Consider the following 15,445-nt stretch of genomic DNA (forward strand, 5'->3'; position numbering starts at 1 on the left):
CGGTGAGCCGGCTGTCTTTTTCTGACGGTTACGGGAACAGCAGTGTTGCCGAATACACGACCAAGGTTAAGGTGATGCTGCTGAGTAAGGTGGTTACCAGTACAACCTGGGCGGCAAATTCGGGCTCATTGTTATATTCCAGGGCCAGGGCAGCACTGTTGCGGGAGGTTGGCATGGCACTGGCAATCCACAATGCCTGGGCGATAACCCCCTGTAAATGGAGCTGGCTGATCAGGAAAAAACCAATAACCGGCGCGATAATCAGCCGGATGAAGCTGCTGGTTAGTACGGTTGCCGTGTTCTGATTCAGGTTTATGCGGGCAATCTGGGCCCCGATCGAGAGCAGCGCCATCGACAGCATGCCATTGGCGATCGTGTTGACCGGTGTCCAGATAAAGCCCGGCAGCTGCAAATGAAACAGGTTGAAACTCAGGCCGGCAACAAAACAGAAAAAAACCGGTGTTTTCAGAAAACGGACGGCTGTTTGCTGCAAACCGGTGCTGCTGGCGCTGGTATTCAGAATACCAAAGGTAAAGGTGACGAAAATTTCAAAGAGCACAACCACCATTTGCACTGACATAGCCAGCGGATTGTGATGAAAAACCAGGTCATTCACCGGAATGCCGATGTTGCCGTTGTTCGAAAGGACAATGCTGTTGGTGAAACTGGCCGTCATGGGGCTGCTTAGTCGGCGGATGCCGGCAATGATCCGGGAAAGTGAGTACAGGATAATAAACTGCATGACCAGGAAACCAAAGACCAGCAGCAACAGTGTCGCTGATGTTTTTGCCTCGTAGATTTTTATAAAAGTAAGGGCGGGAATGTAGTAATAAAAGAGAAGCTTGGAAAATGTCCTCATCTCAAAATTAAAGGTCCGGTGCAGGATGATTCCCAGCCCGACCAGCACAATTACCGGGAAGATAACCTGCTCAAGGATGTCCAGGAGAACCAGCGGGAACCACCTTCATTTCTTAGATTGTTAGCTGCTTTTCACGAATGCTTTTTAGTTTGCGGGTCAGTGTTGACCGGCCGATGCCCAGATAGGCCGCTGCTTTTTCCAGCGTGTCGTGTTCGGCAACCGCCCTGAGGATCAATTCATGCTCAAGATCTTTTACCTGCGGGCGAATCTGATGGCTGTCGTCAACCGGCGGGATTGACAATGCGCTTAAAATATTGGGGGCTACTAATTGCAGATAGCCTTCGATATCCTGCTCCTGTGCAAAGGAATCGACGAAGAAGGCAAACCGCTGCACAATGTTTTGCAGTTCACGGACATTGCCGGGCCAGCTGTATTTTTCCAGGTAAGGCAGTGTTTTGGCGATAATCGGCAACAGCTGCTGTTTCTTGCCGGGGGGCAAAAAGTGTTCACAAAGATGTTTAATGTCTTCCCGCCGTTCCGACAGGGTCGGAACCTCTAACCACAGTACATTAAGCCGGTAAAACAGGTCCTCCCTGATCATATTTTTGTTTAATAAATCTTCCGGACTTTTATTGGAGGCGGCGATAACCCGGATATTTACAGGAATAATGGATTCACCGCCAATCCGCAGGACCTCCCGCTCCTGCAGCACACGCAGAAATCGTCCCTGCACCTCCAGGGGCAGGGCGTCAATTTCATCGAGAAAGATTGTGCCGCAGTGCGCCAGTTCAAACAAGCCGTATTTGCCTTTGCGGCGGGCGCCGGTAAAGGCTCCCTCCTCGTAACCGAACAGTTCGCTTTCCAGCAGGGTGGGAGGCAGGGCACCGCAGTTGACGGCCACAAAGGGATTGGCATAGCGTTCGCTGGCATTATGGATACTCTGGGCAAACAGCTCTTTGCCGGTGCCGGAAGCACCGTAGAGCAGGATCGTCAGGTCGGACTGGGCAAAGTTTGCCGCCACTTTTTTCTTAACTGCCAAAATTTTGGATACACCGATGATGTCTGAGAAGGTGGCCTTAGCCCTAAACTGGCTGTTGCCTGTTAATTCTTTGCGGATTTTATTCTCGGCTTGTACCACTTTGGATGATTCCTGAAAGGTGGCTACTGCGCCCACAATTTCCGAGTCGCATTTGACCGGTACCCTGTTGGTGAAGATCCGGGCGTGCCCGGTATCCTGCAGTTCGCCGATTTCAGCCAGACCTGTCCGGAGGATGTGATCCAGGCGGGAGTTGGGGACAACATCGGCGATGTTTTTACCGATGACACTGGCGGCATCGAGTTCAAGCACTTTTTCGGCGGCCTGATTAAAGATCTCCACTGCCCCGCTGGCATCAACAGCAATGATTCCGTCATAAGTTGCATCAAGTATGGCCTCCAGGCGGCGTGACTTGCGTGATTCCTCCTTGCGCAGGGTTGCCAGCTTGTCGGCCTCCAGAAAAGCGGAGTGCAGTGTGGTCCGGTTTGTCCGGAGAAAAACGTTAGCCAGCCCGTAATTCTTTGCGTACTGCACAGACGGTCCTCCACCGACAACGCAATACTCGCCTGAATGGGCAAGAGCCCGCACTTTTTCCTCCAGATCTTCCAGGCTGTGAAACAAAAGTTCGGTAATGGAAATGCCAAGGACTTTTTCCATGAGATCCAGTCCCAGCAGCGGGGCGTCGAAGGTGGTTATGGCAATATTTTTATTAATCTGCCTGGCTTCGTCTAACCCTTCCAGAATATCATAAGGACTGGTGTTGACCCGGACAACCGGGACTGTGAAGGTGTTGGCCAGATACTTGGCCGTTCCGCCCCGGCTGATGATTACATCAACGGGGGGACCCTCCAGTTTCCGGAGTATTTCGGCGGCCTCTTCCAGCCAGCCTTCATAAAACTCAACCTCTAAGTCGATCCCGGCTGCGACGGATTGTGCCAGAGTGGATAAATCCCGGTAAGGAGAAACAAAGACAATACGATTCACAATACCCCGCCCTTTCATAAATAGTGAGCAAACGGTGCTGCTGATGTGCTGTGGCTGTAAAAATTCAGATAGCTGCTTAGGCAGTGATATCAATATTCTTTTATCCAATCATTAGAGATCGTTCAATTCTTTGGTGACAAGGTCCAACTCATTAGCCAGCACACAAACTTGCTGGCTAACGGCAGACAGGTTCGTCATGGCATTGGCTATCACGGTTACGGCCTGGTCGACGGTGTGCACCTCAGCTGTAATTCTGGTGCTGTTGGACTGAATCATACCGACGGTGGTAACGCCGCTTTTTACGGATTCAGCTCCCTGGCCGGCAAGTTTTCTCATTTCTGCAGCAACGACGTGAAACCCTTGTCCGAATTTTCCGGCTCTTGCTGCTTCAATACTGGCATTTAACCCCAGCAGGTTGGTCTGACTGACAATTTCTTTCAGGGAGAATAACAAATCTCCCGTATTCTTAGCATATGTCTGTGAACCCTGAACTATTTGCAATAGTGTTTTAATGACGGCGGCAATTTCTTCGGCCTGGGCAGCCACGTTTTCACAGGTTGCGGCGATGCAGCGCATCTGCCTGTGAAGTTCGGTGGACATTTCCCGGGTCTTTTCATATTTATCGACAGGCAGGGAGATGGCATAGGCGCCTACCACCTCGCCGCCATTGTCGATAATCGGGTTTGCACAGCCAATATAAGGCAGGCCACGGGCTGATTTATCCACTTTCATAAAAATTTTCCGTTGTTCCTTCATAGCCCTGTCAACTAAGCTGCCTTCCCGGATCGGCTGGCCTACCGGGATTTGCAGATTAAGGTTTTCAGGCGGCACAAAGGCCAGGTATTTTTCCCGGTCAGTAATGGTTACGCCGATATTATAGGGGAGGGTCTGCAGAAAAATTGGGTAAGTGCGCAAAACGGAGGCCAGGATATCTTCTTTAGTGTTGGGTTGCATTATTTTTCCTCCAGGTTAATACTTCCTAATTATATAATTTTAATGCAATTTTTATGCCAATATTCAGAGAATAAGCCTGCTCCCGCTTGCGAAACAATCGGGATTGAGGCGGGCTCCTGGCGAAAATAACAGAATATTAATGTTTTTAATCAGTTTAATGGCTTGAAAAAAAGCTAAGTATTCACTGGCTGTAAGCTAAAAACTCCTGGTTATGCTGTACTGCCCACAGTCATTTTTGCACATGTTAGCTCATATGTGAGCCTGAATTAGCCAATTTCAGGCTCGCATATGAGCTGGTTTTTTTAACTTTGCCGATCTTCGGCCGATTAACGAGAGTGAATTTGAAGCTAGGCTAACCTGGAGAGGCAGCGCAGCTTTTACCGGGCGAAGTTCACAGGCGAGCCTAATGCTGGCGCAGGAGGCTCAGATATAAGCCTGATTGCCGGTTGCAGATCAGCGAAAAACGGCCTATATTAGGGAAGTTAGATGATTGGCACAATTCTTGCTAATGGTATTGGCGTGAGCAAGAGCTATTTGTGATGGAGGGAGGGATAATTGGTCAGTCTAAGAACACCACATACTCAGAGACGTTGTCGATACGGTAACTAATTATCAATAGGAGGGATTTTGAATGAGTGGTAAGACAAGTAAATATCGTTGGTTTGTATTGGCGTTGCTTTTCATTCTCTATACGGTGGCTAATGCCGACCGGGCAAATATTGGTTTTGCACTGCCTTATCTCCGGAAAGAATTTGCAATGTCGAATACGGAAGCCGGAGCCATCATCAGTTTGTTTTTTATTGGGTACGCGGCTTTGCAAATTCCGTCAGGTTTTCTCGTCAAGAAGTTTGGGGCCAGAAAGATGTTTACCCTGGGCATGCTTCTGACATCAGTATTTACAGGGATGGTTGGTATGGCGAATTCTGTATTTGCCCTTAAGGCCCTGCGGATGGGGGTTGGCGTTGCCGAAGCGCCGGTTGCCATTGCTTGTACGGCGACAATCAACAGTTGGTTTCCGGCTAAAGAGAAAGGCACGGCTTCCGGCATTTTTCTGGCCGGTTCCAAACTCGGGCCCCTGATTGTTCCGCCGCTGTGCGCCTGGATTATCTCGGTCTGGGGCTGGCGGGAGATTTTCTACTTCTTTATGATCCCGGGAATGCTGCTGGCGATTGTCTGGTTCTTTCTGGTCGCTGACAAACCAGCTGAGAGCCGGTTTGTCTCGGCGGCGGAAGCTCAGTATATTGCCAATGAGACTACTGATGCGACTGTAAAGCAAAACCAAGGGAACAAACGGGAATACAAACTCTGGTGGTTGGATAAAATCGTCCGCGCTAAAAAGGTCGAGCCCCTTGTCAGCTCGGCCCAGGTCTTCCGGTCCTGGGATATTTTTGGGGCTGCTTGCGGTTATTTCTTTATGGTTGGTATTGTCAGTGTACTGATGTCCTGGCTGCCGACCTATCTCGTAACAGTCAAACAATTTGCGATTATGAAAACAGCTTTTGTTTCGGCCGCGCCTTTTGCCGGGACGGTTGTCGGCAATTTCTTCGGCGGCTGGGTGTCGGACAATGTTTTAAATAAGCGCCGTAAACCGCTCATGATGATTACCGCCCTGTCAACAACGATTATGATGTATTCGCTGATTAATGCACCGGCTGACCCTTATGCCCTGGCTTTTCTGTTGTTTATTACCGGTGTTCTGCTTGCCTTGGGGTATTCGGCGTTTATGGTGTATCCAATGGGCCGTACCAATAAAGAAACCTATCCGGTTGCTTTCGGTATTGTCAATACCGGCGGTCAGCTTGGCGGTGCCGGTGCCCCGCTGTTTGTGGGGATGATCCTGGACAAGTTCAACTGGGATGCGGTGTTTTTGTCTTTGGCCATTGGTTCATTGATCTGCCTGGCTGTTGTGGCCACAATTGTTGAACCTGTGGAAGACCCGTTAGAACGGGCTTAACTATTTAAATAATTAGAATCAATCAGAGGAGGAATAGGGATGTTGGAAAATTCAACTATGCCAGGAGCTTTACAAGGAATTACAGTACTTGACCTAACACGGGTTTTGGCAGGCCCTTTCAGTACGATGATGTTGGCCGATATGGGGGCCAATGTCATCAAAATCGAGGAACCGAAAAAGGGAGATGACACCCGCCATTTCGGACCGTTCAGAAATGGTGAAAGTATTTACTATATTACCAATAACCGCAACAAAAAAGGCATTTCTCTGAACCTGAAGGACCCTAAGGCCAAAGAGATGTTCAAAGAAATGGTTAAAAAAGCCGATGTCGTTACAGAAAACTATCGTCCGGGGACAATGGAAAAACTGGGACTTGGTTATGACGTGCTGAAGGAGCTTAACCCCAGAATTATTTATGGCTGCATCTCCGGCTTTGGCCATTATGGCCGCTATAAAGACCGGCCCGGCTATGATATTATCGCCCAGGCCATGAGCGGGCTGATGAGCACCACCGGCTGGCCTGACTCACCTCCCACCCGGACCGGTACGGCCACCGGCGATGTATTAGGCGGGCTGTATATGACAATTGGCATACTGGCGGCTTTGCAGGGCCGGCATATAACCGGTCTGGGCCAGAAAGTCGATGTGGCGCTGGTAGACTCGGCCATTGCCGCTATGGGCAATGTTAATATGCTGTATCTGGCTGACGGCAGCATTCCCAAGCGCATCGGCAACCGCTATGAATCAACTTATCCGTATGATTCCTTTGAGTGCAAAGACGGCAGTTGTGTGATCGGGGCGGCTAATGATAAATTCTGGCAGATACTGTGCAGCCTGATGGAGAAACCGGCCATCGCGGAATTACCTGAGTACCTTCGCATCCGCGACCGGATACAAAATCATGTTGCGGTAAAACGGGAGATTGAGGAGTGGTCCAGGACCAAAACCGCCAGCGAGGTTGTTGACGCCTGCCTGGGCGCAGGCATACCGGCCGCCCCGGTGTATGATGTGGCTCAGGTCGTGGCTGATCCCCATATTTCCCAGGACCGGGAGATGTTTGTTGACCAGGAGCATCCCATTGCCGGCAAAGTGACGGTTACCGGCAGCCCGTTTAAACTGTCAGGCACCCCGGCTACTGTCAGAACCCCCTCGCCGGCGCTGGGGCAGGATAACCTTGCCGTCTACCAGGAATTATTGGGCCTGGATGAACAGCAATTGGCCGAATTAAAGGCCGCAGGCGTAATTTAGCAAATAAGTGTGTCCGAAAAGTAATGTGAAAGAGGCGATCGTATGCAGCTTCCTGAAAAAGTTGAAATTATCGAGGTTTGCCCCCGGGACGGCCTCCAGAATATAAAAACACCAATCCCGACTGAGGTAAAAATAGCCATTATTGATCAATTAGTGGATTGTGGCTTTAACTGGATTGAAGCAACTTCGTTTGTCCATCCCCGGGCGATTCCGCAAATGGCGGATGCGGCTGAGGTATTGACGACGGTTAAAGCCCGTCATGGCAGCAAGGTCGGTTTTATCGCCCTGGCGCCTAACCTGTTTGGGGCGAAACGGGCGATTGAAGCCGGGGCCGACGCGATTACTTTCGTTGCTTCGGCCAGTGAGAAGCACAACCTGGAAAATACCCGGCAAACCATTGAGCAGTCTATTGCCGCTTTTGCCGAGGTTTGCAAGATCAAAGCCGACCGTAAAGTGCGCTTGGCGATTGCCACTGCCTTTGACTGCCCTTTTGCCGGGGCCGTGGCGCCGGCGCAGGTGGTCAAACTGATTGAAGCCGGCCTGGCGGCCGGAGCTGACGAATTTTTGCTGGCCGATACCATTGGTACGGCCAGCCCCCGGCAGATGGATGCCCTGCTGAGTCTGGTACGGGTGAAGTATCCGCAGCTTTCGTTTATCCTGCATATTCATGACACGCAGGGCATGGGGCTGGCCAATGTGTTAACAGCCCTGAATTTTGGTGTGACGCGGTTTGAGGGCTCGGCGTTCGGGCTGGGCGGCTGCCCCTTTGCCCCCGGTGCCGCCGGCAATATTGCGACCGAGGACCTGGTCAATATGCTGCACAAGCTGGGGGTGGACACAGGCCTCGATTATGAAAAGATTATTCAGGTAGCCCATTTTATCGAAGCTAAGCTGGGCATTTTGCCTGTGGGCCATATGGCCCGTGTGGCCTGCCCTCAACAATAATTTGTATCCTCCTTTCCTTGCGGTGGGGCGGATGGACGGAGCGCTGACTGTTTTTAGAGAAAGGAGGTGCAATATGCCCAGACCGGTATTTAACGGCGAGAAATGCAAGGCTTGTGAAATGTGTGTGCAGGCTTGTCCCAAGAAAATTCTGGAGCTTGGTGAGACTTTTAACGGCAAAGGCTACAATATCGTTCGCTGCCAGGACGAGGCAGCCTGCATCGGCTGTATGATGTGCGCTAAAATGTGCCCTGATAGCGTAATTGAAATCCATAAATAAACATTGGGAGAGAAGAAGATGAGTGAAAAGATATTGATCAAGGGCAATGAGGCGATCGGGGAAGCGGCCATCCGCGCCGGCTGCCGCTATTACTTCGGTTATCCGATAACGCCGCAAAGCGAGCTGCCTGAATATATGGCCAAAAAACTGCCGGCCGTAGGCGGCGTGTTCCTGCAGGCGGAAAGCGAAGTGGCGGCCATTAATATGGTTTATGGCGCGGCCGCAGCCGGAGCGCGGGCCATGACTTCATCCTCAAGCCCCGGGTTTAGCCTCAAGCAGGAAGGCATCTCTTATATTGCCGCTGCCGAGCTTCCCTGCCTGCTGGTCAATGTCCAGCGGGGCGGCCCCGGTCTTGGCACTATTCAGCCGGGTCAGGCCGACTATTTTCAGGCTACCAAAGGCGGCGGCCATGGCGACTATCGCCTGCTGGTCCTGGCCCCTAACAGTGTGCAGGAATTATTTGATTTGACAGTGGAAGGCTTTGATCTTGCCGATAAATACCGGATGCCGGTGCTTATTCTGGCTGACGGGGCGCTGGGACAGATGATGGAGGCCGTTTCCCTGAATGTTAAAACAGCTCCGCCGGTGGCGAAGCCCTGGGCTGTGACCGGACGGCAGGGACGAAAGGAAACCAATGTGGTCAATACCCTTTCCTTTGACAAAGACGCCTCCGAGCAGACCAATCGGGACCTGAAGCAAAAATATGACCTGATCAGCCGGCAGGAAACACGGTGTGAGGAGTTTTTCACCGATGATGCCGATGTGGTGCTTGTCGCTTATGGCATAACCGCCCGGATTGCGAAATCGGCGATGGAAAAAGCCCGCGCCCAGGGGTTGAAAGTCGGGTTGCTGCGTCCGGTTACGCTGTGGCCATTCCCCGCCGCCGATCTGCTGCGGGTTGCCGGGACCGCCAAAGCCTTTCTGGTATCTGAACTGAGCACCGGCCAGATGATTGAAGATGTCGAACTGGCAATCCGCTGCCGGAAGCCGGTTTATTTCTATGGCCGGACAGGCGGCAACATTCCTTCTACCGAAGAGCTGTATCAACAGATTGTAGAGATTGTAAACAAGGGAGGTAACTAGGATGCAGGAGAAGCTGTTTGCGATAACCCCGGGCCTTACAGAGGCATCAACCCATTATTGTCCTGGTTGCCATCATGGTATTATTCACCGGCTGGTGGCCGAGGTCCTGGATGAGCTTGGCGTACTGGACAAAGGCATCCTGGTTGAGCCTGTCGGCTGTTCGGTGCTGGCTCATAACTATTTCGCAATGGATACCATTCAGGCCGCTCACGGGCGGGCCCCGGCGGTAGCGTCGGCTGTAAAGCGGGTACACCCGGAGGCGGTGGTTCTGACGTACCAGGGGGATGGCGACCTGGCAGCTATCGGCTGTGCGGAAATTGTTCATGCCGCCATGCGGGGTGAAAAGATTACCACAATTTTTGTCAATAATGCGATCTATGGCATGACCGGTGGTCAGATGGCGCCCACAACCCTGGAGGGACAAGTGACCGCCACCTCGCCTTTTGGCCGGAAAAATGCGGAAGCCGGCCGGCCGATCCGGGTAGCGGAGATGCTGGCTACCCTGGACGGGCCTAAATATATTGCCCGGGTTGCTGTTAACAAACCGGCTAATGTCAATAAAGCCAAGGCGGCCATTAAGGAAGCGTTTACCCGGCAAATCAGAGGTGACGGTTTTACCCTGGTGGAGGTTTTGTCAACCTGTCCGACCAACTGGGGCCTGAGTCCGGTAAAAGCCAATCAATTTGTTGAAGAAAGCATGATGCCGTACTTCCCTCTGGGAGTGTATAAGGATGAGGAGGGCAAGCAATGATGACCCATGAAGTGCTGTGTGCGGGTTTTGGTGGACAAGGTGTATTACTGATTGGCCGTCTGGTAGCCTATGCAGGCATGCTGGCAGGCAAAGAGGTATCCTGGATGCCTGCTTACGGGCCGGAGATGCGGGGCGGCACGGCAGCGTGCTCGGTCATTGTTTCGCCGGCGGCCATCGGTTCGCCGGTGATTGCCCAGCCAACCCTGTTTGTAGCTATGAATAAGCCGTCTCTTGATAAATATGCACCGTCCGTCCGGGCCGGCGGCGTGGTGATTGTCAATCAATCGCTGATCGGGGAGCCTGTGACCCGCACCGATGTTGAGGCCTATTATGTGCCGTTAAATGAACTGGCGCTGGCGGCCGGTAATGCCCGGTACGCCAATATGATTGCCCTGGGGGCGCTGATTGGGGCGACCGATATGGTTCCGCTTGATGCGGTCCGGGCGACCTTAGCCAAAAATTTCGCCAAAAAACCGGAAGTGGTTGAACCGAATATGCAGGCTGTGCTGCGCGGCCGGCAGTTTGTGCTTGATCACAAACAATAGCAGCAGGATCAACAGCTTACTATAGCGTTTGGGTTATAGCCGGGGGCAGGTGGCAGCACCGTACCCCGGCTGTTCTTTTGCGGCCGGAAACTATGGCACAGTAAAAATATGTAAGGGGGTGCGGCCATGCAGGCTGGCAGTAATTTTTTACAACAGGGCGCGCGGATCAAGGTTTTTCTGGGGGAGTTCGGCAGCGGCAAGACCGAGCTGGCAATCAACTGGGCTCTGCAAACCAGGCAGCTTGGTTATAAGACAGCCATTGTCGATATGGATCTGGTAAAGCCCTTTTTTCATACCCGCGACCATAGAGCACTATTAACAGCCAACGGGGTCGAGGTTATTGCGGCCGATCAACGCTTTGCCCAGGCTGAGCTGCCGGTATTGCCCCATGATCTGAGTCGGGTGCTATCCCGGCAGGATTACCAGGTTGTTATGGATGTTGGCGGGGGGGAAGCGGCTATTGTGCTGGCCCAGTTTCAGCAGCGGTTTGCCGCTAATCCGTACCAGGCGCTGCTGGTCGTCAATGGTTACCGTCCGTTCACCAATACTGTGGACGGTGTTATTGCCATGCTGCAGAGAATTGAGGGGGTGTCGGGGCTGAAGATGGCCGGACTGGTCAGCAATGCCAACCTGGGGGCTGAAACAACTGTTGAGCATGTCCGGGCCGGCATCATCCTGGTGGAGGCGGTGGCCGCCCGCCTGGCTCTGCCTGTTACCTGCATTGTGGTGCCGGAGTGGCTGGCCGGCCAGGTGGATACGCTATATCCGGTATTCAGCCTGCACCCCTATAACCGGTTTCACTGGCAGGGTTAGCAATCGGTGCGAGAACTTTTTGCTGATTATGCGGGAATTATACTCATACCCCAGTTGTTGAATTTGTCTTAAAAGCTTGGAACTGGCTATTGAGAGGCGTCCGGGCGGGCAGGCAGGCTGAAATGGAAGACGGTTCCCTGGCCGGGGCGGCTGGATACTGTTATGAACCGTCATTGCCCGCCTGACAAGGCTGACATTATAGATTAGCGGTTTGTTGTGCTTTATTACAAAAGTAAGGAATTTTGCCGCGGTTTTGCTTGCAAAGTTACATAAACCGGTGTATGATAGTAAAATAGAAATAGCAAGGCGCCTTGCGGGTTACCCGCCAGGTGTCTTTTTTCCATCAGGGAGGGGATATAGTTGGTATCAAGTAAACGGTTGCAGGCTAATCTGCATAAATTTGCTGCCATTGGTGCGACCAGGGAAGGCGGTATTACCAGGCTGGCTTACAGTGATGCTGACTGGCAGGCGCGCTCTTTGGCCATCCAGCTTATGGAGCAGGCCGGTCTGCAGGTCCGCTGCGATGCCGCCGGCAACCTGATTGGCCGGCGGGAAGGGCGTAATCCGGCCGCCCCGCCGGTTATGGCCGGTTCCCATATTGACAGTGTTCCCAATGGCGGCAATTTTGACGGTCTTGTCGGGGTTCTGGGCGCCATTGAAGCAGTACAGGTGTTGTCTGAGGCGGGGATCAGGACCGAGCACCCTATTGAGGTGGTGGTATTTGCTGCCGAGGAATCCAGCCGCTTCGGGTTAGCTACCGTTGGCAGCAAGGCTTTTGCCGGCACCCTGCCTGCTGGTGCTTTGCAACTGCGGGATAAGGCAGGGATTACGCTGGCCGATGCTATGCGCAGCAGGGGACTTTCCCCGGCAGCGATAGGGGAAGCGCGTTATTCCTCACCGATTAAGGCTTTTTTGGAGCTGCATATTGAGCAAGGCAAGGTCCTGGAGAAGGCCAACAGCTTAATTGGGATTGTAACCGGCATTGCCGCGCCAACCCGGATACGGGCCAGCATTAGCGGCCAGGCCGATCATTCCGGTGCCACCCCCATGAATCTGCGGCAGGATGCACTGGCCGCCGGGGCTGAACTTATTTTACTTGTTGAGCAGCTAGCCTGGGCGGAGATGGCGTGGGGAACTGTCGGTACAACAGGCATTGTCAAAGCCGAGCCCGGCGTTATGAATGTTATTCCCGGCCAGGTAGAGCTGGGCATTGATATCCGCAGCATTTCTCAGGACAGCAAACAACGGCTGGTTGATAAACTCGGCCGCGAAATCGAAAAAATGCAGGTGCGGCGGGGTGTGGCCGTTAAGCTGGAGATTGTTGGCAATGAAGAGCCTGTACAACTGCCGGCTGAGATGGTAAGCCGGCTGCAGGGGATCTGTGGCGAGCTGCAGCTGGACTGTATGACAATGCCAAGCGGTGCCGGCCATGATGCCATGCACCTGGCGAAAATGGCACCTACCGGTATGATCTTTATTCCGTGCCGGGGCGGGATTAGCCATAACCCGGCCGAATGGGCCGAGCCCGGCGATATTACCGCCGGGACTGAGGTTTTGCTGGCGGCGATCAGGCAGCTGGCAGAAGCAGGGCCGCTATAGAAAAAAACCGTCCGGATCCGGACGGTTTTTCTATTGGAAAAATCATTTAGATGCTATATTCATTTGAGGCCGGCAGCTTTGTATAGTATTCGATAATCTCCCGGCGGCGAATAATGCCGATAAAAATACCGCTGTCATCAACTACCGGGACAAAGTTTTGCACAATTGCCAGCGACAGCAGATCCTCTATTTCGGCATTAATTCGTACCGGTGTATTGGTCATGCGCTGGGGAATATCCTTGATCATAATGCGCTCTGTGCCGGGAAAGGTTAACTCCGGGGTATTTTTCATTGTCCACAGCAGATCGCCTTCAGTAATGGTACCGGCATATTTTCCCTGGCTATCTATAAGTGGTACTGCCGTATAACGGTGGTATTCCATTTTCTCGAGTGCCTGTCGCATAGTACAATTTACCGGCAAATGGATTACTTCATTTTTGGGAATGAGGAAAAAAGTTATATTCATGGGAATTCTCTCCTCCAGTAGCTTACTAGTATTTTATATTCAACATCCAATTTAGTTTCCCTTCGTCTGCATATACTTGTTCAACACTTACTATCTGGTAAAACTTCGAGTATAATAGAGATAATCCATTTTCTTCAATTTATTTAATCGGTCAATAACAATAGAAGGTGTTATTTAATTAAAGTGAGGGTATTTTCATGACGTCTGAGTTTAAGGCCATTGTATTATGTAAAGAATTAAACCTGAATAAAATTTCCCAGCATTTTGGTATCAGCCGCAAGTACAAATGGGAAGATTTCCTGGTGCTTAAAGGCGAGCAGCTGCAAGGCATTGTCAACGATACCGAAGATAAAATCATTTATATCTTTTACTTCGGCAGCATGGTATTTATCAATTTCCAGCATCATCAAATCATGGATGTTGTCAAATATATAAAAAAACTGGAACCGGAAATTAATGATGTTAATGTTTTTGCCTATGAGGATGATTACAAACTGGAGATTAGCCCTGATGAGACGCCGGCAATCAATAACGATTATATGATTGACAGTGTTCCAAGTGATTATCAGCTGGACATTGTCGCCATCATTCTGGCTAAATCTGTTTCTTTAGAGAAAAATGAAATCCAGGTAGATACCTTGCTTGACCGGATTGAGAATGTCGTTAACAATCTAAACCGTGGCGAACTGGGGGTCTCGGATGAGGAGCTGGCCAAGATGTCAGCTAATATCCTTAGCTTCAAACTTAATACTATTTCTTATATCATGCTGCTGGATAATCCTGATATTACCTGGAGCAATGAGGAGGCAGCAGCTTTATATGATGAACTGTCGGTGGTTTTTGAGCTGAAAGACCGTTATGAAAAACTCCGGCAAAAGACTGAGATCCTGCTTGATATTACAGAGGCGTTTTCCAATCTGGTACATGCCAAACGCGGCACACGGCTGGAATGGGCGATTATCATTTTAATTTTTATTGAAATAATTTTGTCACTGTACGACATGTTTTTCCGGTGATTAGCCGGATAAAACATGAAAACAGCTGTTGTCTGTAACGGCAAGCAGCTGTTTTTGTGTGTAAACAAAAATGTATTTATGAAGTCCATGGACTTACTGTTAAAGTACGCCTTTTTCGGAACTGTTGCTGACCAATTATGGTAACACAATTGATTTGTGTTACACGTTTTAAACTAAACTAATATATAAAATACGCGATTTTCACCATTTTTCCTCTTTTTTTATCAAAATTTGCTATTTTATTTACAAATTTAAGTTGATATATATATTATCTAACTCGTCCTTGGTAATGCCTATGTAGGCCAAGGTCACGCTGGGAGCCGAATGGTTAAGCAGTTTTTGAATTTTTGTTACGTCTGCACCACTCTTATAGGCCCAGTAGCCAAAGGTTTTTCTTAATGTGTGTGTGCCGATAGCGCCATGAATTCCTACGGCCCGGGCAGCCCGGTTCATGATCCGGTAGGCCTGAATGCGAGTAATCGGCTGCTCGCCTTTTTTGCTTTTAAAGAGCCAGTCGTTGTCGCTGCTAATATTGGCAAGATATTCATTTATTGTCTTTTTACAGGTATCAGAAAGTGGAAAATCCTTTTTTTTGCCTGTTTTCTTTTCGCGAATGATCACCCTATCCTTTGTTTTTACATCACTTATTTTTAAAACCAATAAGTCAGAGATCCTTAAACCGCTATTAATCCCTAGAACAAAAAGAAGATAGTCACGCAAGTTCTGCTTTTTTAAATAATTTTTTACGGCATCAATTTGCTGCTTATCGCGAATCGGTTCAACATATTCCATGGCGTCTCACATCCTCATAATGTTTCTAACTATGTAATTATATAATAACTTACCATCATAAGGCCAAAAAAATGTAACACAAATCAATTGTGTTACATTACTTCTTTAGAAATGGGCTAAATA

At 50.4% G+C, this 15,445-nt stretch carries 15 protein-coding genes; 10 read left to right on the forward strand and 5 right to left on the reverse strand.

Annotated features, from left to right (window positions below; genetic code table 11):
* Nucleotides 1-28: 28 nt before the first annotated feature.
* From SPTER_RS01025 to SPTER_RS01035, 3 genes are all read right to left on the reverse strand, one after another.
* Nucleotides 29-907 (reverse strand): AEC family transporter, encoded by an 879-nt coding sequence (locus SPTER_RS01025; RefSeq protein WP_144348658.1) that lies wholly within the window; start codon nucleotides 905-907, stop codon nucleotides 29-31.
* A gap of 64 nt (nucleotides 908-971) precedes the next feature.
* On the reverse strand, nucleotides 972-2,879 hold the full coding sequence (locus SPTER_RS01030) for a sigma 54-interacting transcriptional regulator (RefSeq protein WP_170233088.1): 1,908 nt from the start codon (nucleotides 2,877-2,879) through the stop codon (nucleotides 972-974).
* 111 nt (nucleotides 2,880-2,990) lie between these two features.
* Nucleotides 2,991-3,833, reverse strand: a complete 843-nt coding sequence (locus SPTER_RS01035) for a methyl-accepting chemotaxis protein (protein ID WP_144348660.1) — start codon at nucleotides 3,831-3,833, stop codon at nucleotides 2,991-2,993.
* Between the two features lie 631 nt (nucleotides 3,834-4,464).
* Here SPTER_RS01035 and SPTER_RS01040 point away from each other — a divergent pair.
* The 9 genes from SPTER_RS01040 to SPTER_RS01080 all read left to right on the forward strand — a co-directional run bounded on the left by SPTER_RS01040 (nucleotide 4,465) and on the right by SPTER_RS01080 (nucleotide 13,048).
* Entirely contained in the window at nucleotides 4,465-5,787 is a 1,323-nt protein-coding gene (locus tag SPTER_RS01040) for an MFS transporter (RefSeq protein WP_144348661.1), read from the forward strand.
* Nucleotides 5,788-5,826: 39 nt separating this feature from the next.
* Nucleotides 5,827-7,035: a CaiB/BaiF CoA transferase family protein gene (locus tag SPTER_RS01045; RefSeq protein ID WP_246105433.1), complete on the forward strand. Its 1,209-nt coding sequence runs from the start codon at nucleotides 5,827-5,829 to the stop codon at nucleotides 7,033-7,035.
* Nucleotides 7,036-7,077: 42 nt separating this feature from the next.
* Complete coding sequence (locus tag SPTER_RS01050; protein WP_144348662.1) at nucleotides 7,078-7,980, forward strand: hydroxymethylglutaryl-CoA lyase; 903 nt, start codon at nucleotides 7,078-7,080, stop codon at nucleotides 7,978-7,980.
* A gap of 73 nt (nucleotides 7,981-8,053) precedes the next feature.
* Nucleotides 8,054-8,257: a 4Fe-4S dicluster domain-containing protein gene (locus tag SPTER_RS01055; RefSeq protein ID WP_144348663.1), complete on the forward strand. Its 204-nt coding sequence runs from the start codon at nucleotides 8,054-8,056 to the stop codon at nucleotides 8,255-8,257.
* A gap of 18 nt (nucleotides 8,258-8,275) precedes the next feature.
* On the forward strand, nucleotides 8,276-9,340 hold the full coding sequence (locus SPTER_RS01060; RefSeq protein ID WP_144348664.1) for a 3-methyl-2-oxobutanoate dehydrogenase subunit VorB: 1,065 nt from the start codon (nucleotides 8,276-8,278) through the stop codon (nucleotides 9,338-9,340).
* Between the two features lies 1 nt (nucleotide 9,341).
* The gene (locus tag SPTER_RS01065; RefSeq protein WP_144348665.1) at nucleotides 9,342-10,091 is read left to right on the forward strand and encodes a thiamine pyrophosphate-dependent enzyme; all 750 of its coding nucleotides are present in this window, start codon (nucleotides 9,342-9,344) and stop codon (nucleotides 10,089-10,091) included.
* Nucleotides 10,088-10,636: a 2-oxoacid:ferredoxin oxidoreductase subunit gamma family protein gene (locus SPTER_RS01070; RefSeq protein WP_246105434.1), complete on the forward strand. Its 549-nt coding sequence runs from the start codon at nucleotides 10,088-10,090 to the stop codon at nucleotides 10,634-10,636. Before SPTER_RS01065 ends, SPTER_RS01070 begins: the two co-directional genes overlap by 4 nt.
* A gap of 126 nt (nucleotides 10,637-10,762) precedes the next feature.
* Nucleotides 10,763-11,449 (forward strand): P-loop NTPase family protein, encoded by a 687-nt coding sequence (locus SPTER_RS01075; RefSeq protein WP_144348666.1) that lies wholly within the window; start codon nucleotides 10,763-10,765, stop codon nucleotides 11,447-11,449.
* Nucleotides 11,450-11,809: 360 nt separating this feature from the next.
* Nucleotides 11,810-13,048: a M20 family metallo-hydrolase gene (locus SPTER_RS01080; protein WP_144348667.1), complete on the forward strand. Its 1,239-nt coding sequence runs from the start codon at nucleotides 11,810-11,812 to the stop codon at nucleotides 13,046-13,048.
* Nucleotides 13,049-13,094: 46 nt separating this feature from the next.
* Here the strand turns inward: SPTER_RS01080 and SPTER_RS01085 are convergent, their stop codons facing one another.
* Entirely contained in the window at nucleotides 13,095-13,514 is a 420-nt protein-coding gene (locus SPTER_RS01085; protein ID WP_144348668.1) for a CBS domain-containing protein, read from the reverse strand.
* A 197-nt stretch (nucleotides 13,515-13,711) separates the two neighbouring features.
* Between SPTER_RS01085 and SPTER_RS01090 the strand changes: the two genes are divergently transcribed.
* A complete protein-coding gene (locus SPTER_RS01090; protein WP_144348669.1) occupies nucleotides 13,712-14,530 on the forward strand; it encodes an RMD1 family protein in 819 nt (272 codons plus the stop codon).
* A gap of 243 nt (nucleotides 14,531-14,773) precedes the next feature.
* On the opposite strand, the gene SPTER_RS01095 is transcribed toward SPTER_RS01090, so the two are convergent.
* On the reverse strand, nucleotides 14,774-15,322 hold the full coding sequence (locus tag SPTER_RS01095) for a site-specific integrase (protein ID WP_144348670.1): 549 nt from the start codon (nucleotides 15,320-15,322) through the stop codon (nucleotides 14,774-14,776).
* Nucleotides 15,323-15,445 lie beyond the last annotated feature (123 nt).

The organism is Sporomusa termitida (assembly GCF_007641255.1).
Taxonomy (GTDB): domain Bacteria; phylum Bacillota; class Negativicutes; order Sporomusales; family Sporomusaceae; genus Sporomusa; species Sporomusa termitida.

Coding starts and splice junctions, on each gene's coding strand:
- SPTER_RS01070 (WP_246105434.1), top strand. CDS start 10,088: ATGATGACCCATGAAGTGCTGTGTGCGGGTTTTGGTGGACAAGGTGTA.
- SPTER_RS01035 (WP_144348660.1), bottom strand. CDS start 3,833: ATGCAACCCAACACTAAAGAAGATATCCTGGCCTCCGTTTTGCGCACT.
- SPTER_RS01065 (WP_144348665.1), top strand. CDS start 9,342: ATGCAGGAGAAGCTGTTTGCGATAACCCCGGGCCTTACAGAGGCATCA.
- SPTER_RS01050 (WP_144348662.1), top strand. CDS start 7,078: ATGCAGCTTCCTGAAAAAGTTGAAATTATCGAGGTTTGCCCCCGGGAC.
- SPTER_RS01090 (WP_144348669.1), top strand. CDS start 13,712: ATGACGTCTGAGTTTAAGGCCATTGTATTATGTAAAGAATTAAACCTG.
- SPTER_RS01055 (WP_144348663.1), top strand. CDS start 8,054: ATGCCCAGACCGGTATTTAACGGCGAGAAATGCAAGGCTTGTGAAATG.
- SPTER_RS01040 (WP_144348661.1), top strand. CDS start 4,465: ATGAGTGGTAAGACAAGTAAATATCGTTGGTTTGTATTGGCGTTGCTT.
- SPTER_RS01045 (WP_246105433.1), top strand. CDS start 5,827: ATGTTGGAAAATTCAACTATGCCAGGAGCTTTACAAGGAATTACAGTA.
- SPTER_RS01060 (WP_144348664.1), top strand. CDS start 8,276: ATGAGTGAAAAGATATTGATCAAGGGCAATGAGGCGATCGGGGAAGCG.
- SPTER_RS01075 (WP_144348666.1), top strand. CDS start 10,763: ATGCAGGCTGGCAGTAATTTTTTACAACAGGGCGCGCGGATCAAGGTT.
- SPTER_RS01085 (WP_144348668.1), bottom strand. CDS start 13,514: ATGAATATAACTTTTTTCCTCATTCCCAAAAATGAAGTAATCCATTTG.
- SPTER_RS01095 (WP_144348670.1), bottom strand. CDS start 15,322: ATGGAATATGTTGAACCGATTCGCGATAAGCAGCAAATTGATGCCGTA.